This is a genomic window from Mesorhizobium sp. 01N446, assembly GCF_056399285.1.
Genome location: NZ_JBFTRA010000014.1, coordinates 78,570 through 96,006, shown reverse-complemented (window position 1 = coordinate 96,006; position 17,437 = coordinate 78,570). Strand labels below are relative to the sequence as shown.

The 17,437-nt window shown below is 63.3% G+C and carries 19 protein-coding genes; 10 read left to right on the top strand and 9 right to left on the bottom strand.

What is annotated here, in order from left to right; genetic code table 11:
* The first annotated feature begins 4 nt into the window (after window positions 1-4).
* Window positions 5-895 (top strand): fatty acid desaturase family protein, encoded by an 891-nt coding sequence (locus AC1DPX_RS32845; protein WP_477242020.1) that lies wholly within the window; start codon window positions 5-7, stop codon window positions 893-895.
* A gap of 12 nt (window positions 896-907) precedes the next feature.
* Here AC1DPX_RS32845 and AC1DPX_RS32840 read toward each other — a convergent pair whose 3' ends face one another.
* The 3 genes from AC1DPX_RS32840 to ygfZ all read right to left on the bottom strand — a co-directional run bounded on the left by AC1DPX_RS32840 (window position 908) and on the right by ygfZ (window position 4,610).
* Entirely contained in the window at window positions 908-3,049 is a 2,142-nt protein-coding gene (locus AC1DPX_RS32840; protein ID WP_477242018.1) for a putative bifunctional diguanylate cyclase/phosphodiesterase, read from the bottom strand.
* 65 nt (window positions 3,050-3,114) lie between these two features.
* Window positions 3,115-3,750: an HD domain-containing protein gene (locus tag AC1DPX_RS32835; RefSeq protein ID WP_477242016.1), complete on the bottom strand. Its 636-nt coding sequence runs from the start codon at window positions 3,748-3,750 to the stop codon at window positions 3,115-3,117.
* Entirely contained in the window at window positions 3,750-4,610 is an 861-nt protein-coding gene (gene ygfZ / locus AC1DPX_RS32830) for a CAF17-like 4Fe-4S cluster assembly/insertion protein YgfZ (protein WP_477242014.1), read from the bottom strand. The genes AC1DPX_RS32835 and ygfZ overlap by 1 nt, the downstream gene beginning before the upstream one ends.
* Window positions 4,611-4,685: 75 nt before the next feature.
* On the opposite strand from ygfZ, the gene AC1DPX_RS32825 reads away from it, so the two are divergent.
* Complete coding sequence (locus AC1DPX_RS32825) at window positions 4,686-6,017, top strand: dihydroorotase (RefSeq protein ID WP_477242012.1); 1,332 nt, start codon at window positions 4,686-4,688, stop codon at window positions 6,015-6,017.
* A 113-nt stretch (window positions 6,018-6,130) separates the two neighbouring features.
* Here AC1DPX_RS32825 and AC1DPX_RS32820 read toward each other — a convergent pair whose 3' ends face one another.
* From AC1DPX_RS32820 to AC1DPX_RS32805, 4 genes are all read right to left on the bottom strand, one after another.
* Complete coding sequence (locus AC1DPX_RS32820; RefSeq protein ID WP_477242010.1) at window positions 6,131-6,922, bottom strand: hypothetical protein; 792 nt, start codon at window positions 6,920-6,922, stop codon at window positions 6,131-6,133.
* Window positions 6,923-6,993: 71 nt separating this feature from the next.
* Complete coding sequence (locus tag AC1DPX_RS32815; RefSeq protein ID WP_008874920.1) at window positions 6,994-7,251, bottom strand: hypothetical protein; 258 nt, start codon at window positions 7,249-7,251, stop codon at window positions 6,994-6,996.
* 355 nt (window positions 7,252-7,606) lie between these two features.
* Window positions 7,607-7,984, bottom strand: coding sequence for a TIGR02301 family protein (locus AC1DPX_RS32810; protein ID WP_202355093.1), 378 nt, complete (start codon window positions 7,982-7,984; stop codon window positions 7,607-7,609).
* 62 nt (window positions 7,985-8,046) lie between these two features.
* Entirely contained in the window at window positions 8,047-8,481 is a 435-nt protein-coding gene (locus AC1DPX_RS32805) for an NUDIX hydrolase (RefSeq protein ID WP_202355092.1), read from the bottom strand.
* 126 nt (window positions 8,482-8,607) lie between these two features.
* Between AC1DPX_RS32805 and AC1DPX_RS32800 the strand changes: the two genes are divergently transcribed.
* Complete coding sequence (locus tag AC1DPX_RS32800; protein ID WP_202355091.1) at window positions 8,608-9,369, top strand: SOS response-associated peptidase; 762 nt, start codon at window positions 8,608-8,610, stop codon at window positions 9,367-9,369.
* Window positions 9,370-9,432: 63 nt separating this feature from the next.
* On the opposite strand, the gene AC1DPX_RS32795 is transcribed toward AC1DPX_RS32800, so the two are convergent.
* The gene (locus AC1DPX_RS32795; protein ID WP_202355090.1) at window positions 9,433-9,588 is read right to left on the bottom strand and encodes a hypothetical protein; all 156 of its coding nucleotides are present in this window, start codon (window positions 9,586-9,588) and stop codon (window positions 9,433-9,435) included.
* Between the two features lie 417 nt (window positions 9,589-10,005).
* On the opposite strand from AC1DPX_RS32795, the gene cysS reads away from it, so the two are divergent.
* From cysS to rarD, 7 genes are all read left to right on the top strand, one after another.
* On the top strand, window positions 10,006-11,439 hold the full coding sequence (gene cysS, locus AC1DPX_RS32790) for a cysteine--tRNA ligase (protein WP_477242008.1): 1,434 nt from the start codon (window positions 10,006-10,008) through the stop codon (window positions 11,437-11,439).
* On the top strand, window positions 11,436-11,822 hold the full coding sequence (locus AC1DPX_RS32785) for a VOC family protein (RefSeq protein ID WP_202355088.1): 387 nt from the start codon (window positions 11,436-11,438) through the stop codon (window positions 11,820-11,822). The genes cysS and AC1DPX_RS32785 overlap by 4 nt, the downstream gene beginning before the upstream one ends.
* A gap of 6 nt (window positions 11,823-11,828) precedes the next feature.
* Window positions 11,829-12,320 (top strand): GFA family protein, encoded by a 492-nt coding sequence (locus AC1DPX_RS32780; protein WP_096459066.1) that lies wholly within the window; start codon window positions 11,829-11,831, stop codon window positions 12,318-12,320.
* Window positions 12,317-12,793, top strand: coding sequence for a GFA family protein (locus AC1DPX_RS32775; protein WP_477242006.1), 477 nt, complete (start codon window positions 12,317-12,319; stop codon window positions 12,791-12,793). Before AC1DPX_RS32780 ends, AC1DPX_RS32775 begins: the two co-directional genes overlap by 4 nt.
* Window positions 12,790-13,755, top strand: coding sequence for a prolyl aminopeptidase (pip, locus tag AC1DPX_RS32770; protein WP_477242004.1), 966 nt, complete (start codon window positions 12,790-12,792; stop codon window positions 13,753-13,755). Before AC1DPX_RS32775 ends, pip begins: the two co-directional genes overlap by 4 nt.
* On the top strand, window positions 13,752-15,374 hold the full coding sequence (cimA, locus tag AC1DPX_RS32765) for a citramalate synthase (RefSeq protein WP_477242002.1): 1,623 nt from the start codon (window positions 13,752-13,754) through the stop codon (window positions 15,372-15,374). The genes pip and cimA overlap by 4 nt, the downstream gene beginning before the upstream one ends.
* A gap of 83 nt (window positions 15,375-15,457) precedes the next feature.
* Complete coding sequence (gene rarD, locus AC1DPX_RS32760) at window positions 15,458-16,390, top strand: EamA family transporter RarD (protein WP_477242000.1); 933 nt, start codon at window positions 15,458-15,460, stop codon at window positions 16,388-16,390.
* On the opposite strand, the gene AC1DPX_RS32755 is transcribed toward rarD, so the two are convergent.
* Window positions 16,368-17,363 carry a transporter gene (locus AC1DPX_RS32755; RefSeq protein WP_477241998.1) on the bottom strand — a complete coding sequence of 332 codons (996 nt, stop codon included), beginning with the start codon at window positions 17,361-17,363 and terminating at the stop codon, window positions 16,368-16,370. The genes rarD and AC1DPX_RS32755 overlap by 23 nt on opposite strands.
* Between the last annotated feature and the right edge of the window lie 74 nt (window positions 17,364-17,437).

Here is a 17,437-nt window from a genome sequence, read left to right as displayed (position 1 = left end):
GCCGATGGACCATCGCGATATAATCGCGTCACTGACCCCGGAAGAGCGCAATCGCCTGACCGCCAAATCCGACGTTGCGGGTCTCGCTCAGCTCGGCGCCCATTGGGGTGCGATTGCGATCATCGGATCGCTGATTGCGGCCAGGGTGCCATTCTGGCCGCTGCTGATGCTGCCCCAAGGTATCCTGATCATCTTCCTGTTCACGCTGCTGCACGAGACGGTTCATCGCACGGCCTTCGAGACACAGTGGTTGAATGACGTCGTGGCGCGGGTATGCAGCCTGGCGCTCGCGCTGCCGGCCGACTGGTTCCGCTATTTCCATTTCGCCCATCACCGCTTCACCCAGGATCCCGAGAACGATCCGGAACTGGCCTTTCCCAAACCGGAAACGCTGCGGCAATATCTCGTGCATGTGTCCGGCATCCCGCTGTGGTGGGGCCATCTCAAGACGCTCTACGCCAATGCAGTTGGCGGCGGCCAGGAAAGCTATGTGCCGCCGAAAGGCCGACCCAAGGTGCGGGCCGAAGCGCGCGCCATGATCGCCTTCTATGCCGTCGTCATTCTGCTCGCCGTCTATTTCCGGCTCACTGTGCTTGTCTATGTCTGGATCATTCCGGCTCTGCTCGGTCAGCCCTTTTTGCGCCTCTATCTGCTGGCCGAGCACGGCCGCTGTCCGTTCGTGGCCAATATGCTGGAGAATACGAGAACCACGCTGACCAATTGGCTGGTGCGCAAGCTGGCCTGGAACATGCCGTTCCATGCCGAGCATCATGCCTATCCCGGCGTGCCGTTCCATCAGCTGCCGCAGTTTCACGCGCTGATCGAACGGCACCTGAAGGTGGTCGAGCCCGGCTATGTCAGCTTCCACGAGAAATATCTGGCAACGCTGAACTGACCGCCGATGCCATCAGCCAGTTTGGCTGTGCAGGGCGCGCGACTTCAGCAGGCGCTGGATGTCCGCCGCCTTCGACGGCACGCCGATCAGATAGCCCTGGGCCTCGGCACAGCCATTGTCGCGCAGCAGGTCGAGTTGCACCTCGGTCTCGACGCCCTCGGCGGTGACAACAACGCCAAGCTCGTTGCCGAGCCCGATGATGGTACGCACGATCGCCGCCGTGTCGCGATTGCCCATGTCATGGATGAAGGAGCGATCGATCTTGATCTTGTCGACCGGGAAACTCCTGAGATAGCCGAGCGAGGAATAGCCGGTGCCGAAATCATCCAGCGCGATGCGGATGCCGAGATCGCGCAACTGCCGCAGCGTCTTCAGCACGGCCTTGCTCTCGTCCATCAACACGGTTTCGGTGATTTCCAGTTCCAGCTGTGCGGCCGGCACACCTGAAAAGGCCAGGGCCGATATGACGCTGCGGGCAAACCCGCCGTTTTTGAGCTGCACGGCCGAGACATTGACCGCGATGCGCAAACCGGGAGGCCAGCTGGCCGCCGCTGCGCAGGCCTTTCTCAGCGCCCATTCGCCGAGCGGCACGATCAGCCCGGTTTCTTCGGCGACCGGAATGAACGTGTCAGGCGCGACGGTGCCGCGCGCCGGCGAATGCCAGCGCATCAAGGCCTCGGCGCCGATGATCTCACCGGAGGCGATGTTCATGATGGGCTGGAAATCGAGATCGAACTCCTGGCGCGGCAGCGCCGCGTCGAGGTCGACTTCGAGCGCCCGCCGGGCCTGCACGATGGCGTCCATCGCGGGCTCGAAGAAGCGATAGAGGTTTCTCCCTTCGCTCTTCGCCCGATAGAGCGCCGTATCGGCGTTTTTCAGCAGCGTATCGGCGTCCTTGCCGTCTTCAGGGAATACGGCAATGCCCAGGCTGATGCCGATATGCATATCCCGGCTCTTGTCGCGAAACGGTCTTGCGATGGCCTCGACGATGCGCTTCGCCAGTTTTTCAGCATCGGCGATGCCCCTGGAGTTGAACTGCATGACGACGAACTCGTCGCCGCCGAAGCGGGCGACGACGTCTGTCTCATTGCTCAGGCAGCGCTGCAGCCGCTCGGCCACGCTTTTCAGGAGCCAGTCGCCGGCGGGATGTCCCCAGGTGTCGTTGACGGCCTTGAAGCGGTCGAGGTCGAGCGAGAAGATCGCCAGAGGCGGTGCCGCCGCATCTTCCAGCGCCAGGTCGAGCCGTTCGCGAAACATCGAGCGGTTGGGCAGTCCGGTCAGCGTGTCGTGATGCGCAAGATGGATCATGCGCTCTTCGGTGCGTCGACGTTCGGTGACATCATCGAAGGTCACCACCCAGCCGCCGCCGCTCATCGGCTGGCGTGTGACCAGAACCGTCCTGCCGTCGGTAAGATAGCGATAGGCCGAATGCATTTTCGCCGCCACCAGGCAGGCTTCGGTCTTGGCGACTTCGCTGTCGACGTCGATCTGCTGATAGATGCCGAGTTCCAGCAGTTTTTCGAGTGCGTCGCGATGCGTCGTTCCGAGCGGAAAGTCCGCCGCGGTGACCTTGTAGAGCTCCAGAAAACGCCGGTTGCGTACGATCATCTTGCCGTCGGCGTCGTACATCAGCAGGCCTTGCGACATGTTGGCGAGCGCTGCGTCGAAACGGCGATGCTGCTCCTTGAGGTCCTGCTCGGCGCGCCGCTGTTCGGTGATGTCCTCGTAGATCGAGACCCAGCCGCCCACGGCCAGCGGCCGGTGTGAGATGTTGATAATGCGACCATCCGACAGCGTCTCTTCGTAGGTCGAGGGTTTCGCCTGGTCGATATAGGGTTTGCGGATGGCATAGAGCTCGTCGGCGCTTTGCGAGGCGATGCCGATGTCGACGCTGTGGCGCAGGATGTCGATGAAGTGGATGCCCGGTCGTACCAGCTTGGCGTCGAGGCAGAAGAGTTTGATGTAGTTGCCGTTGCAGATGATCATGCGTTCGTCGGCGTCGAACATGCACAGCCCATGCGACATGTTCTCGACAGCGGCTGAAAAGCGTTCGTTCTGTTCGCGCAGCTCATTTTCCATGCGACGAGAGCGCTCCACGCCTTCGGCCACCCGCTCCGGGACGATCGAACCATCCTTGACATCCACGACGGGCATGAGGCGCGCCTGCGGTGCGTGATCGAACACCACAGTGTTGCCGTTTCCGGTTAATTTAGCGTTCTCTACCCTAACGCCGACGTCGCAACCGGGTGTCGCGACTTCTCAAGCGCCGAAAACCGCTTCAAGAACGCATCCTGCGCCCAGGTTACCGAGCGTGGTGTGAAATCGAAGCGCTCGGCGGAGAAACCGCGCGGGCGGCCGAAGAATTCGGTCGCCTCGGCGGTCGAGAAGCCGGCAAGCAGCGTTGCCTCGAAATAGGCGGCGATCTGGTCGGCGCGCTTGATGTCCCTGCGCAGCGCCGCGGCCGGTTCAGGAGGCAGCGAAAAGCGCAGATGGATGGCGCGCTGCAGGCGCAATTCGCAGTCCTTGTAGCTGCCGCCCATCACCGACTTGAACGGTGAGATCATGTCGCCGATGACATATTCAGGCGCATCGTGCAGAAGCGCCGCGAGCTGGTCGGTGGCCGAAGCCTGCGGCACCAGATCGTTGAACAGGGCCTCGACCAGCAGCGAGTGCTGAGCGACCGAAAACGCATGCTCGCCCCTGGTCTGGCCGTTCCATCGCGCGACGCGGGCAAGCCCGTGGGCAATGTCCGAAATCTCGATGTCGAGCGGGGAGGGGTCGAGCAGGTCAAGCCGGCGGCCCGACAGCATGCGCTGCCAGGCGCGCGGCGGCGCGCCGGTGCGGTCCGCCGCCATCAGGCTTCCTCCGCGCTGACTGTTTCCTGCGGAAAACTGAATTTGGCCCAGGCGGGAATGGCCACCGTCACCGGCACATCGCCAGCCAGGATCGGTTGGCCGGCGTCGAGCGCCACCTTGACCCTGTCGATGCGGGCAATGGCAAGCCCGATATCGCCGGCGCTCGAACCGAGCGTGCCGACAGGCCGTCCTTCGACGGTGAGTTCGAGGCCGGAAGCGGGCAAGGCAAGCCCGGCCTGGACGATCAGCACGCGTCGCCTTGCCGTGCCGCGATGCTGCATGCGCGAGACGACTTCCTGGCCGACATAGCAGCCTTTCCTGAAGCCGACGCCACCGGTCTCGTCGAGCAGCACGTCATGCGGGAAGGCGTCGCCCAATGCATAATCGGCGCCGCTTTCGGCGATGCCGTACGCTATGCGGAAGGCCTGCCACGCGGCGATGTCGCCGGCGTCGGCAACGCCGGCATAGGTGCGTGTGACGCTTTCGTCGGGAAAGCGCCTGTCGGCAACCGCGGTTGAATCATTTTGTGAGGCGATTGACTCTTTTCCCCACGCAACAGCGACAAGCGCCTGTTCCGACTTCGCAATCTCGACCTTGGCGCGAAGCTTGTAGAGCGTCAGCCGGCGAATGAAATCATCCGAAATATCGGCCCGGCATTCCAACCGGAAGGCGTTTTCGCCGGCGCGCGAGATCAGGAAGTCGAACAGGATCTTGCCTTGTGGCGTCAACAACGCGCCGGGCTTGGCTTCGCTGGTGCCGAGTGTATCGAGATCGGTAGTCAGGATATTTTGCAGAAAGTGCTCGGCATCAGGGCCGGAGACGGAGATGAGCGCGCGGTCTTTCAGCAGGGCAAAGGGCATGGGGAGGATAAAAGCCTGATCTTGCAAAACGGTTGGTCATTACGTAAGCCGCTGACACTCCCCCCGCAAGAGAGCATGGCCATGACCTACGACCTCATCCTGACAGGCGGCACAGTGGTCAACCATGATGGCGAGGGGCCGCGTGACATCGGCGTGAAGAATGGGCGCATCGCGGCGATAGGCGATCTCCGCCAGGCCTCGGCCGGCGAGACGATCGACTGCCGCGGCCTGCACATCCTGCCCGGTGTCGTCGACAGCCAGGTGCATTTTCGCGAACCGGGGCTGGAGCAAAAGGAAGATCTGGAAACGGGCTCGCGGGCGGCGGTGCTCGGCGGTGTCACCGCCGTGTTCGAGATGCCCAACACCAACCCTCTGACCATCAGCGAGGCAACGCTTGCCGACAAGGTCCGGCGCGGCAGCGGCCGCATGCATTGCGATTTCGCGTTCTGGGTCGGCGGCACCCGCGACAACGCCGGGGATGTCGGAGAACTCGAGCGGTTGCCCGGCGCTGCAGGAATAAAGGTCTTCATGGGATCGTCCACCGGCGACCTGCTGGTCGAGGATGACGAGGGTGTTGCCTCGATCCTGCGCAACACCCGCCGACGTGCCGCCTTTCATTCGGAGGACGAGTTCCGGCTGCGTGAGCGGCTTGGCGAACGCATCGAGGGCGATCCGTCATCGCATCCGGTCTGGCGAGACGAGATCGCCGCCTTGCGCTGCACTGAACGGCTGGTGCGCATAGCGCGCGACGCTCGCGCCCGCATCCACGTCCTGCACATCTCGACCGCCGAGGAGATCCTGTTCCTCGAACAGCACAAGGACGTCGCGACCTGCGAGGCGACGCCGCACCATCTGACGCTGAGCGCCGACGACTATCTCAGGCTCGGCACGCTGATCCAGATGAACCCGCCGGTGCGCGCCTCTCGCCACCGCGACGGCGTCTGGCACGGCATCGCGCAAGGCATCGTAGATGTGCTCGGCTCCGATCACGCACCGCACACGCTGGCCGAAAAGGCAAAACCCTATCCAGCCTCGCCCTCGGGCATGACCGGTGTGCAAACGCTGGTGCCGATCATGCTCGACCACGTCAACGCCGGACGGCTGACCTTGCAGCGCTTCGTCGATCTCTCCAGCCACGGCCCGCAGCGCATTTTCGGCATGGCCAGAAAAGGCCGCATCGCCGCCGGCTACGACGCCGACTTCACGGTTGTGGATATGAAGCGGCGCGAGACCATCACCAATGCGCAGGCCGGCTCGAAGGCAGGCTGGACGCCTTATGACGGCAAGGAAGTGACCGGCTGGCCGGTCGGCACAGTCATTCGCGGCCGGCGCGTCATGTGGGAAGGCGAGATCGTCACACCGGGCCAGGGCAGGGCGGTGGAGTTTTCCGAGGCGTTGCCGGGGTAGCCTCTGCCTCCCCCTTGTGGGGAGGTCGGACCGAAGCTCCGGGTGGGGGCGGCGCCGCACCCCCACCCCGATGCTTCGCATCGACCCTCCCCACAAGGGGGAGGGTAAGGGGCTCAGTCCCCGGCGACAAAAAATGTCCACTGCCCGGCGGGCGTGATGCCGACGCGATAGAAGATATAGGCGCCGAACTGTTTCATGTCGTCGAAATCGCCGGCGGTGACGATCTTGAACAGCTCGACCCGCTGCTTGGCGTCGAGCTTGTCCAGCGGCAGCGCGAAGAAATACGGCCAGACATAGAGTTCCTGCGGCGTTCCGGCGTCGACATGGACATAGCCGGCGCTGAGCACCTCCTCCAGTATGGCCAGGATCTCCTGGCCGTCAGGGTCGCCGGACAGACCTTTGAGGAAGGCGATGGCGTCGCCGTCGATGTCGGCCAGCGACAGCTGGGTCATGCTGTCGCCCTGGCCGATCAAGGGCCGGAGCTTTTCGATATCGCCGCCCTTGCAGGCTTCGATGATCAGATCATGCATGCGCCGCACGGGCTCGGGCAGCTTGGCTAGGTCGTAGACCACCTCAGGCAAGGGCGCCTCGGGATCGACACGCGGCCTGTTGGTGCCTCCATCCGCTGGACTGTCGGGCTCCGCAGCGTCCGGAGCGGCCGGCTGCTGGCCGGTCGAAGGCGGTGTGCCCACCGGCTCGGGCATGGGAATCGCGCCGCCGGGCGGCGAAACGTCGTCGTTCGTTGACGGTGTGATCGGGGAGGGAAGCTCTTCGCGCTGAATTTCACTCAGCGCATGGGCCGGGCTGCTGGCCAGGCACGTCACGAAGGCAATCGCGGCACAGCAAGTAGCGAGGCGGATGTGGAGGACCAGGCCCTTCGGCCGGCCTGACATCGGAAAATTCACTGCCCGTATCTCCTTGGCTCCCGGGCATGATGCCCAAACGGCACTCGATCGTCAAAGAACCGGATGTCGGTTCAGTGCCGCAGCCGTTCGGGTTCGAAGGCGCCAGCGATCACCTTTTCACGCATGCGGTCGAGCAGGGCAAGGGCCGATGTCTCGCCGTTGGCGCGCAGCATTTCACCGAATGCGGTCTCGAGCGCGGCTTCGGCAATGATCTCGGGCTCGATGCCGGCCGAAAGCCCTTCGGCCCAGGCTTCGCTGTGGCTTTCCACCGCCGTCAGGCGCTTTTCTTCCCTGACCAGCGCGTCGATGTCGTTGACACCATGTTCCATAAGCGATGTCCACCCTTTCAAGCAGCAATCCATCAATAGCGCGGATCAAGCTTGATTTGTTCCGTTTACACGCAGCCCTAAGTAAGTATCTGTAAATACGACATTTTTTTGATCGTCTTTTACAGTAGACGGCTGTGTCTGGCGAAGCTGCGTTTCAACCCGGATCAAACTTAGCCGATTAGGCCGGCCTGCGGGGTGAAAACCTTCAGTTTGAGTTAATTTCGCATTCTTGCGGTAACGTTTGATTAACGTTGTTGCAGAAGTGCAACATCAGAATTGCATCAAGACACAGGCCGCTACAAGCCAGATTTGTCCGACATGCCCAGCGACGGCTCGGATATCTGTTGATGGACGCCTAGTTGCCGTAGCGCGAGGCGATATCGCGCGACAGCGTCTCGCCTTCCTTCATGTAGCGGCTGATGGCTTCCGCGGCTGAAGCGGTGCACTGCGTATAGGTACCGCCGAAGGAACGATAGCCGCGATTGAAGCTGGCGATGAAGCGGGCGCGACGCTCCGGATCCGGATTTTCCGAATCGAGCAGTTTTTCCATCTCGCCACGCCACTGGTCGCCCTTCTCGCCGCACAGGTTGCGCAGGAAATGCAGCGACCCCAGCACCTCCGCGAGTCGCATCAACCCTGGTTCGAACGGCGACTCGGCGCTGAATGCGGGCGGCACGGCCACGGCCGTAGTCACAGCAAGGCACAAAGCGACAAGAAGAGGAGCGCGGCTCATGAGTCTATGTGGCCAAACAATTTGTCGCCTGCAAGGCGTTTCCGGCGAGGCGGTTGGGGATTTCAGCGGCTTTCAGGAGAACCAGCAAGTCGGCCAAGCAGATCTTCCGCCACCGCGAACACCGAGCCGGCAAGCGGCAGCGCCGCCATTTCGCGGAGCGTGTAGAAGGCGGCTGTCTCGGCATCGTCGCTGGCCACGGCCTCGCCGCCTGTATAGGCGGCGCCGAAGACCGTGAGGCGGTAATCGACCGGGTGGGAATCGTCCCTGCCGTCGATATGGATTTCGCGAAGCGGGCGGAAACCGGTGGCACGCAGACCAGTCTCTTCCAGCAGTTCGCGCCTGGCGGCATCCTCCAGAGTCTCGCCGGCCTCGACCTTGCCGCCGGGAAAGGCATAGAGACCCTGTGAAGGTTGCCGCGCCCGCTTGACCAACAGCACGGTGTCGCCACGCACCACGGCCACCGAGACCGCCGGCAGTATCTTTCGTGTATCGCCCATGGCTTCCAACCGTTCGATCGCCGCAGCCCGCTGTGGACGGCCGTTGCCGGACAGCTTTAGCGGTTGCAGTGCCGCTGTTCCATCGCCACTTTCTGGCGGAACCATTCGAAGGCGGAGCAATCGATCATGTGCGGACGTTTTGCCTTGACGGCCACACCGGGTCAGACCGCCGCCTTTCTCGGCCTGGCGGAGCTGGAGGATTTCCCGGCGCGCTACAACATCGCGCCGACGCAGCCGGTGCTGATGGCGACCGCCGGTGTGCCGCGCGCGCCGGGCTCCAATTTGCCAGACCGTCAGCCGATGCTGGTGCGCTGGGGGCTCATTCCCGCCTGGGTCAAAGACACCAGGGAATTTCCGCTGCTGTTCAACGCGCGCTCGGAAGGCGCAATCGAAAAGGCCTCGTTCAAGGCCGCCATGCGCCATCGCCGCGCGTTGGTGCCGGCATCTGGCTTCTACGAATGGCGGCAGAGCGGGGGCAAGAAGGGGCAGCCTTACTGGGTCCGGCCCAGGCATGGCGGCCTGGTCGCCTTCGCCGGCCTGATCGAGACCTATGCCGAGCCTGGCGGTTCGGAAATGGACACCGGTGCCATCCTGACGGTCAACGCCAATGCCGACATCGCCCATATCCACGACCGCATGCCGGTGGTGATCGATCCCAGGGATTTCGCCCGCTGGCTGGATTGCCGCACGCTGGAGCCGCGCGACGTCGCCGACCTGCTGCGGCCGGCGCAGCTCGATTTCTTCGAGGCTATCCCCGTCTCTGACCTCGTCAACAAGGTCGCCAATACCGGCCCGGAGATTCAGCAGAGGGGRGAGATCGGGCCGGATCCCGAGAAGGCCCGGCGCCAGAAGCCCGGCGCGGACGAGAGTCAGATGACGCTGTTTTAGAGGTTTTTCGAGGCACGTATGAGCGCCTCATTCCGGTGCCATTGGCACCGGCGGCGCACTGCCTCAGGCAGCGCGCGGCGATACGATCTTCGGTGCCGGCTTCTTCTTCTTCGCGGTGTGAAGAAGAGCGGCGACGATCGCGGCCGGGCCGATGGCGCGATAGTGGTTGGTCAGCGCCGGTTGCTTGGCGCGGGTGGCTTCCTGCTTGCTTCGAGGCATGTTTCTCTTCCCAGGTAACGTTTTCGTGTTCGCGTTTGACCGTTGATTCCGACCAAATCGTGACGCGTGGTGATCTAGCCGGCGAATGTTTCATGACTGTGCCGACATGTTTAATAAAATGTTTCACTGCCTGATTCCGCGTGACCGAGCGACGCGTTTGCCAATCTTTACGGCGTTTTTCTCCGAAGCAGCGACTTGACGGCAACACTGGCCAAGGCGATAAAGCCGCCCATGAAAACGTCTTTCGCCATTTGTGGCATTTGCATTATTGGCTAGCCTCGCGCTGGTCCGGACGTTTTCGCCTCATCTTTCCCCAGAGTGGACAAACGCCCCGGCCAGCAGGCTGGAGCCTGATTTGCGCCTCGGCGCAGGGCTGGCTTCATCCACATAAGAAGTTCTGAACCGGGAAGGCATGGAATGTCCGACGCATCGCAGGGCCTGCGCCTCTACAACACGCTGACGCGCACGAAAGAAAACTTCGTTCCGATCGATGCGCTCAATGTGCGCATGTATGTCTGCGGCCCGACCGTCTATGACTTCGCCCACATCGGCAATGCCAGGCCGGTCATCGTCTTCGACGTGCTGTTTCGCCTGCTGCGCCATCTCTACGGCGAGACGCATGTCACCTATGTGCGCAACATCACCGACGTCGACGACAAGATCAACGCGCGTGCGCTGCGCGATTTCGGTGGCGAGATATCAGCTGGGAAACTGTCGCTCAACGAAGCGATCCGGCGAGTGACCGAAAAGACCGCCGACCAGTTCCACAGGGATGTCGCCACGCTTGGCTGCCTGGAGCCGACGGTCGAACCGCGCGCCACCGAATTCGTCGAGCCACGCGCCGACGGCAAGGCCAACATGATCACCTTGATTCAAAGCCTGATCAAACGCGGTCATGCCTATGTCGCGGCAGGCGAAGTTCTGTTCGATACGGCGTCGATGCCGGACTACGGCCAATTGTCGAAGCGCAATCTCGACGAGCAGCAGGCCGGCGCCCGCATCGCCGTCGATGCGCACAAGAAGAACCCGCAAGATTTCGTGCTGTGGAAACTGTCATCGCCGGAAGAGCCGGGCTGGCAAAGCCCGTGGGGCAGGGGTCGGCCGGGCTGGCACATCGAATGCTCGGCGATGTCGGCGGCCTATCTCGGCGAGGTTTTCGACATCCACGGCGGCGGCCTCGACCTCATCTTCCCGCATCATGAGAACGAGATCGCCCAGTCGCGCTGCGCCCACGGCACGTCAGTCATGGCCAATGTCTGGATGCACAACGGCTTCCTGCAGGTCGAGGGGCAGAAGATGTCGAAGAGCCTCGGCAATTTCTACTCGATCCACGAACTGCTGGAGACCGAGACCTTCGGCGGCCGCAACTGGCCGGGCGATGTTCTGCGGCTGGCGATGCTGATGACGCACTATCGCGAGCCGATCGACTTTTCCGTGCGCAAGCTGGAGGAGGCGGACAACACGCTGCGCAAGTGGAAACGCGCGGCGGATCTGGCGCCCGAGGCAGGGCAGCTGCCGGTGGAGGTCATCAATGCCTTGTCGGACGATCTCGCCACCTATGCCGCCTTCCAGGTGCTGACGCAGTTGGCCGGCGAGGCCGCGGAAGGCAACGAAGCCGCCGCCGCGCTGAAGGCGTCGCTGCTGTTCCTCGGGTTCGATGTCGGCGCCGCCAAGGTGAACGAGGCAGCGGTCGCCACGGCTATCGCCAACCGCCTGGCGCTGATCGCGGCCAAGAACTGGGCCGAGGCCGACCGGGTTCGGGATGAGCTTCTGGTGCAGGGTGTGCAGCTGAAGGACGGCAAGGATCCGGTGACCGGCGAGCGTATCACCACCTGGGAGGTAAAAAGATGATCGACCATCTCGGCATAACCGTTACCGATTTCGAGGCTTCGAAGGCTTTCTACGACAAGGCGATGGCGCCGCTGGGCGCCTCTCTGCTGTATATGGTGCCCGCCGAATACACCGTCGGCGCCAAGGTTGGCGGCTATGGTCGAGACCGGCCGGTGTTTTGGTTGAGTGCCGGCAAGGACAAGCCAAGGGATCATCAGCATGTCGCCTTCACCGCGCGCAGCCGCGCCGAGGTCGATGCCTTCCATGCCGCGGCCCTTGCCGCCGGCGGCAGGGACAATGGCGCGCCGGGCCTGCGCCCGCACTATCACCCGAACTACTACGGGGCCTTCGTCTTCGATCCCGACGGCAACAATGTCGAGGCCGTCTGCCATGATCCGGAGTGAGACATGATGAGCCTCGACAATCGGCCGGTCTACACAGGCGGCTGCCAGTGCGGCGCGGTGCGCTTTCGCGTCGAGGGCACGCTTGGCGACGCCTCGATCTGCCACTGCCGCATGTGCCAGAAGGCGAGCGGCAATTTCTACTTGCCGCTGGTCTCGGTGCGTGGCGCCAAGGTTGACTGGACACGCGGCGAGCCCAAGCGTTTCCGTTCCTCCAACGCCGCCTGGCGCGGCTTCTGCGCCGAATGCGGCACGCCGCTGACCTTCGAGGCCCCGGACGGCATGGCGCTGGCGATTGCGGCCTTCGACGATCCGGCCGGTATTGCGCCGACCATCCAGTGGGGCACGGAGGCAAAACTGCCTTATGTCGACACCATTCCGCAACTGCCGGGCGAGGACACAATGGCGGATATGGGTTCGGCTCCCTATCTCGCGGAGCTTGTCTCCTACCAGCATCCCGATCACGACACAGACCAATGGCCGCCGGAGGAAAGACCATGACCGAGACCGTCCGAACCGGCGGCTGCCAGTGCGGCGCCGTGCGCTTCCGCATCAAGGGGGYGCTCGGGCGCCCGTCCATCTGCCACTGCCGCATGTGCCAGAAGCAGTTCGGCTCGTTCTTCGGCGCGCTGGTGACGGTGCCCAGGGGCGGTGTCGAATGGACGCATGAGGAACCGAGCTATTTCCAGTCGTCGGTCAACATCGATCGCGGCTTCTGCGCCCGCTGCGGCACACCGCTGACCTACCGCCAGCCCGGCGGGCTGGAGATCGCCATCGGCGCTTTCGACGATCGCTCGGATCTGGCGCCGCAAATCCAGGTCAACTATGCGGCGAGGCTGCCCTGGGTGGAAAAAATCTTCGAGGCGCCGGTCCATGACGACCCCGATTTTTACGCGAGGCAGGAGCAGATCATCTCCTTCCAGCATCCCGATCACGAAACGGCCAACTGGCCGCAACAGGGCCTAAAACTATGACTGTTCACAGCACCTCCTTGCGCACCCTCTACCCGGAGATCGAACCGTTCGACAGCGGCATGTTGGATGTCGGCGACGGCCACACGGTCTATTGGGAACGTTCCGGCACCAAGGGCGCCAAGCCCGCCGTCTTCCTGCATGGCGGTCCGGGCGGCGGCTTTTCGCCCAAGCACCGGCGGCTGTTCGACCCAAAACTCTACGACGTCATCCTGTTCGATCAGCGCGGCTGCGGAAAATCGACGCCGAATGCCTCGCTGGAAGCCAACACGACCTGGCATCTTGTCGCCGACATGGAGCGGCTGCGCGAAATGGCCGGCTTCGACGCATGGCTGGTGTTCGGCGGCTCCTGGGGCTCGACGCTGGCGCTCGCCTATGCCGAGACGCATCCCGATCGCGTCAGCGAACTGGTGGTGCGCGGCATCTACACGCTGACCCGCGCCGAGCTCGAATGGTATTATCAGTTCGGCGTCTCCGAGATGTTTCCCGACAAGTGGGAGCGTTTCGTGGCGCCGATCCCCGAGGCCGAGCGCGGCGACATGATGGCCGCCTACCGCAAGCGGCTGGTCGGCTCGGACCGCAAGGCGCAGCTGGAAGCAGCCCGCGCCTGGAGCCTGTGGGAAGGCGAAACCATCACGCTGCTGCCGGAACCGGAAACCAGCGGCAAGTTTGGCGAGGACGACTATGCCATCGCCTTCGCCCGCATCGAGAACCACTACTTCGTCCATGCCGGCTGGCTCGACGAAGGGCAGCTGCTGCGCGATGCCTGGAAGCTCAAGGATATCCCCGGCACCATCGTCCACGGCCGCTACGACATGCCGTGTCCGGCACGCTACGCCTGGGCACTGCACAAGGCCTGGCCGAAGGCCGATTTCCATCTGATCGAGGGCGCCGGCCACGCCTATTCGGAGCCCGGCATTCTCGACCGGCTGATCCGCGCGACGGACAAATTTGCAGGCAAATGACCATGACCCGCGAGCGCCTCTATCTCTTCGACACCACATTGCGCGATGGCCAGCAGACGCCGGGCATCGACTTTTCCGTCGAGGACAAGATCGCGATTGCAAAGCTGCTCGACGAATTCGGCATGGACTATGTCGAGGGCGGTTATCCCGGCGCCAATCCGACCGACACGGCATTCTTCCAGCAGAAACGCACCGCACGCGCCAAATTCGTCGCCTTCGGCATGACCAAGCGGGCAGGGGTCTCCGCCTCGAACGATCCAGGCCTCGCGGCGCTTGTACAGTCGGCGTCGGACGCCATCTGCTTCGTTGCCAAGAGCTGGGATTATCATGTCCGCGTCGCGCTCGGCTGCACCAACGAGGAGAATCTGGAGTCGATCAAGACTTCGGTCGAAACCGCTGTCGCTTCTGGCAAGGAAGCACTGGTCGACTGCGAGCATTTCTTCGATGGCTTCAAGGCCAATCCCGACTATGCGCTGGCCTGTGCCAGGACGGCCTACGACGCCGGTGCGCGCTGGGTGGTGTTGTGCGACACCAATGGCGGCACGCAGCCATCGGAGGTCCGCGCCATCGTCGGCAAGGTCATCGCCTCGGGTATCCCCGGCGATCATCTGGGCATCCACGCCCATGACGATACCGGCCAGGCGGTGGCGAATTCCCTGGCCGCGGTCGAGGCCGGCGTGCGGCAGATCCAGGGCACGTTGAACGGCATCGGAGAACGCTGCGGCAACGCCAATCTGATCTCGATCGTGCCGACGCTGGCGCTGAAGCCGGCCTTCGCCGATCGCTTCGAGACGAGTATTTCGGCCGAGGCGCTGACCGGCATTTCGCGCCTCTCGCGCGCCTTCGATGAATTGCTGAACCGTGCCCCGGAAGCGCAGGCGCCCTATGTCGGCGCCTCGGCTTTCGCCACCAAGGCCGGCATCCACGCCTCGGCGCTGGCCAAGGAGCCGGCGACCTATGAGCATGTGCCGCCGGAATCCGTCGGCAATCGCCGCCGCGTCATGGTTTCCGACCAGGGCGGCAAGGCCAATTTCCTCGCCGAGTTGAAGCGGCGCGGCATCGAGGTGCCCAGGGACGATCACCGGCTCGACGCGTTGATATCGGTCGTCAAGGAGCGTGAGGCCGAAGGCTACGCCTATGAGGGTGCCGATGCATCCTTCGAGCTCTTGGCCCGCAAGATGCTGCACGGCCTGCCGGAATTCTTCAACGTCACCTCGTTCCGTTGCATGGTCGAGCGCCGCTTCGACGCCAACGGCCAACTGAAGACGGTTTCGGAAGCGATCGTGAAAGTCGAGGTCGACGGCGAGGAGAAGATGTCGGTGGCGGAAGGGCATGGCCCGGTCAACGCGCTCGACATCGCGCTGCGCAAGGATCTCGGCAAATACCAGGGCGAGATCGTCGACCTCGAGCTCGCCGACTTCAAGGTGCGTATCCTCAATGGCGGTACCGAGGCCATCACCCGCGTCCTGATCGAATCGCATGACGGCACCGGTGCGCGCTGGTGGACGGTCGGCGTGTCGGAAAACATCATCGATGCTTCGTTCCAGGCGCTGATGGATTCGATCATCTACAAGCTGATGAAGAACCGCGACATGGCTGGGCTGGTTGCGGCCGAATAAGGTTGAACCATCAGCGGAAGTCCATTGATCCATCAGAACTTTGTGATGGTCTTGCCAAGATTACTGGGCCATAGCGTTGGGCCATGGTCACTGAAGCAATTACCCTGGACGCAGAGTCAAAGGCCCGTCGCGGCTTCCTGCTGGCGCTGGGCGCCTATCTCTTGTGGGGGTTGCTGCCTTTCTACATGAAGGCGGTGGCGCATCTGCCGCTTGCCGAGGTGATCGCGCACCGCATCGTCTGGTCCGTGCCGATCGCCGCCGCGGTTCTGGTCTGGGCCGGTCGCACGGCGGACTTCAAGGCTGCAATCCGGTCGCCCCGCACCATTGCCATGGCGGCGCTGACGGCGGCGCTGATCTCGGTCAACTGGGGCATCTATGTCTGGGCGATCGCCGTCGACCGCACCGTCGAGACCGCGCTCGGCTATTACATCAACCCACTGGTCAGCGTCGTTGTCGGCGCGCTGCTGCTTGGCGAGCGGCTTGACCGTCTGCAGATCGCGGCGGTGGTGCTGGCGACGGTCGCCGTCACGGTGCTGACAATCGAGGGCGGCAAGCTGCCCTGGGTGTCGCTGGCGCTGGCGTTTTCCTTCGCCGCCTACGGCTTCTTCCGCAAGACGCTGCCGATCGGCCCAAGCCAGGGCTTTCTGCTCGAAGTGCTTTTGCTGTCCGTGCCGGCCCTTGGCTATATCGTCTACCTGATCGGGACGGGACAGGACCACATCGTGTCCAGCACCGGCATCGATACGGCGTTGCTGATCGGCTGCGGCCCGGTCACGTCGGTGCCGCTGCTTTTGTTCGCGTTCGGCGCCAAGCTTTTGCGCCTCTCCACCATCGGCATCATGCAGTACATCGCGCCGACCATGGTGTTCCTGATTGCGGTTCTGATCTTCGACGAGCCGTTCGGCACGGCACAGGCCATCGCATTTGCCCTGATCTGGACGGCGCTGGCGATATATTCCTGGTCGATGCTGGTCACCGCCCGCCGGGCGGCCGCTACATCCGTCCGAGCCGCCTGACGAACAGGTAGGTCACTCCGGCGATCAGCAGCGAGACCGCCGTCACCACCCAGAAGCCCATCGGCGTGTCGACCAAGGGCAGCCCGCCGACATTCATGCCGAACAGGCCCGAGATGATGGTCATCGGCAACAACACCGCCGTCATGACGGAGAGAACATAGAGAAGCTGGTTCGACTGCATCGTCAGTTTCGCCATCAGTTCGTCCTGCAACAACCTCGTGCGTGCCTGCAACTGCTCGCCGTCATTGTAGAGGGTGAGTGCCCGATGCGAGAGTCTGGCCGCCATGTCATTGATCGGTTCAGGCAACTCGTCGCGATGCGAATGGTCGAGATGCCGGAACAGATTGGTCAGCGTCGCCATCTGCCTGTGGATCACCACCAGTTGCCGGCGCGCCTCGACCAGCGATTGGCGTTCATTGTGCCACGCATCGCGCACGACGCGATCCTCGATGCCGTCGAGCGTGTCGCCGAGCTTGCTGAGTTCGCCCGCCATGCCGTCGAGCGACTGACCAATGACCGCCTCGATCAGGTCCGCCGGCGAGCGGAATTTCCGCGATCCATTCTCCACCGCCTTGCGGACCGCATCGACCGATTCCAGAGGCTGCTTGCGGGCGCCGATCAGCATCGTGTCGTTGAAGGCGAAGCGGAAATGGACGAGTCCGCGCGCCTCTGAAAAATCGTGCCTGAGGTCCGGCAGGTCGCCAAAGAGCCAGTCATCCTCGTAGTCGATGTGGCAGCCATGGCTGGGGGCGAGGAAAGCATCGCGCGCTGGGGCCGGCAGAGCCTTCTCGGCGGCAATTTCCTGGCGGGCATGCAGATCGGTGATCTGGTAGCTGCGCCATGTCCAGTGCGCGGCGCCGGCGTCCTTGGTCCGCAGGCCCTCGGTGGTGAAATGATAGGTGAAGAACAGCCCGTGCTCATCGGGAAGATAAGGCGACAGGTCGGTGCCTTCCGGGGCGAGGGCGGTATCCATGGGCAATGCCAGATGCGGGTTTCGGACGCAGCGCCGCACGGCGGCGCCTGACCGAAATTTCTAGCACGCGCGAA

What these genes read in the sequence shown, in the direction of transcription:
- AC1DPX_RS32845 (WP_477242020.1), top strand. Translation starts at nt 5, where the DNA reads ATGGACCATCGCGATATAATCGCGTCACTGACCCCGGAAGAGCGCAAT.
- AC1DPX_RS32780 (WP_096459066.1), top strand. Translation starts at nt 11,829, where the DNA reads ATGAGCCTCGACAATCGGCCGGTCTACACAGGCGGCTGCCAGTGCGGC.
- AC1DPX_RS32835 (WP_477242016.1), bottom strand. Translation starts at nt 3,750, where the DNA reads ATGGCGGCGGACCGCACCGGCGCGCCGCCGCGCGCCTGGCAGCGCATG.
- AC1DPX_RS32810 (WP_202355093.1), bottom strand. Translation starts at nt 7,984, where the DNA reads ATGAGCCGCGCTCCTCTTCTTGTCGCTTTGTGCCTTGCTGTGACTACG.
- pip (WP_477242004.1), top strand. Translation starts at nt 12,790, where the DNA reads ATGACTGTTCACAGCACCTCCTTGCGCACCCTCTACCCGGAGATCGAA.
- ygfZ (WP_477242014.1), bottom strand. Translation starts at nt 4,610, where the DNA reads ATGCCCTTTGCCCTGCTGAAAGACCGCGCGCTCATCTCCGTCTCCGGC.
- AC1DPX_RS32815 (WP_008874920.1), bottom strand. Translation starts at nt 7,251, where the DNA reads ATGGAACATGGTGTCAACGACATCGACGCGCTGGTCAGGGAAGAAAAG.
- AC1DPX_RS32795 (WP_202355090.1), bottom strand. Translation starts at nt 9,588, where the DNA reads ATGCCTCGAAGCAAGCAGGAAGCCACCCGCGCCAAGCAACCGGCGCTG.
- cimA (WP_477242002.1), top strand. Translation starts at nt 13,752, where the DNA reads ATGACCATGACCCGCGAGCGCCTCTATCTCTTCGACACCACATTGCGC.
- AC1DPX_RS32805 (WP_202355092.1), bottom strand. Translation starts at nt 8,481, where the DNA reads ATGGGCGATACACGAAAGATACTGCCGGCGGTCTCGGTGGCCGTGGTG.
- AC1DPX_RS32840 (WP_477242018.1), bottom strand. Translation starts at nt 3,049, where the DNA reads ATGCCCGTCGTGGATGTCAAGGATGGTTCGATCGTCCCGGAGCGGGTG.
- AC1DPX_RS32755 (WP_477241998.1), bottom strand. Translation starts at nt 17,363, where the DNA reads ATGGATACCGCCCTCGCCCCGGAAGGCACCGACCTGTCGCCTTATCTT.
- cysS (WP_477242008.1), top strand. Translation starts at nt 10,006, where the DNA reads ATGTCCGACGCATCGCAGGGCCTGCGCCTCTACAACACGCTGACGCGC.
- AC1DPX_RS32785 (WP_202355088.1), top strand. Translation starts at nt 11,436, where the DNA reads ATGATCGACCATCTCGGCATAACCGTTACCGATTTCGAGGCTTCGAAG.
- AC1DPX_RS32825 (WP_477242012.1), top strand. Translation starts at nt 4,686, where the DNA reads ATGGCCATGACCTACGACCTCATCCTGACAGGCGGCACAGTGGTCAAC.
- rarD (WP_477242000.1), top strand. Translation starts at nt 15,458, where the DNA reads ATGGTCACTGAAGCAATTACCCTGGACGCAGAGTCAAAGGCCCGTCGC.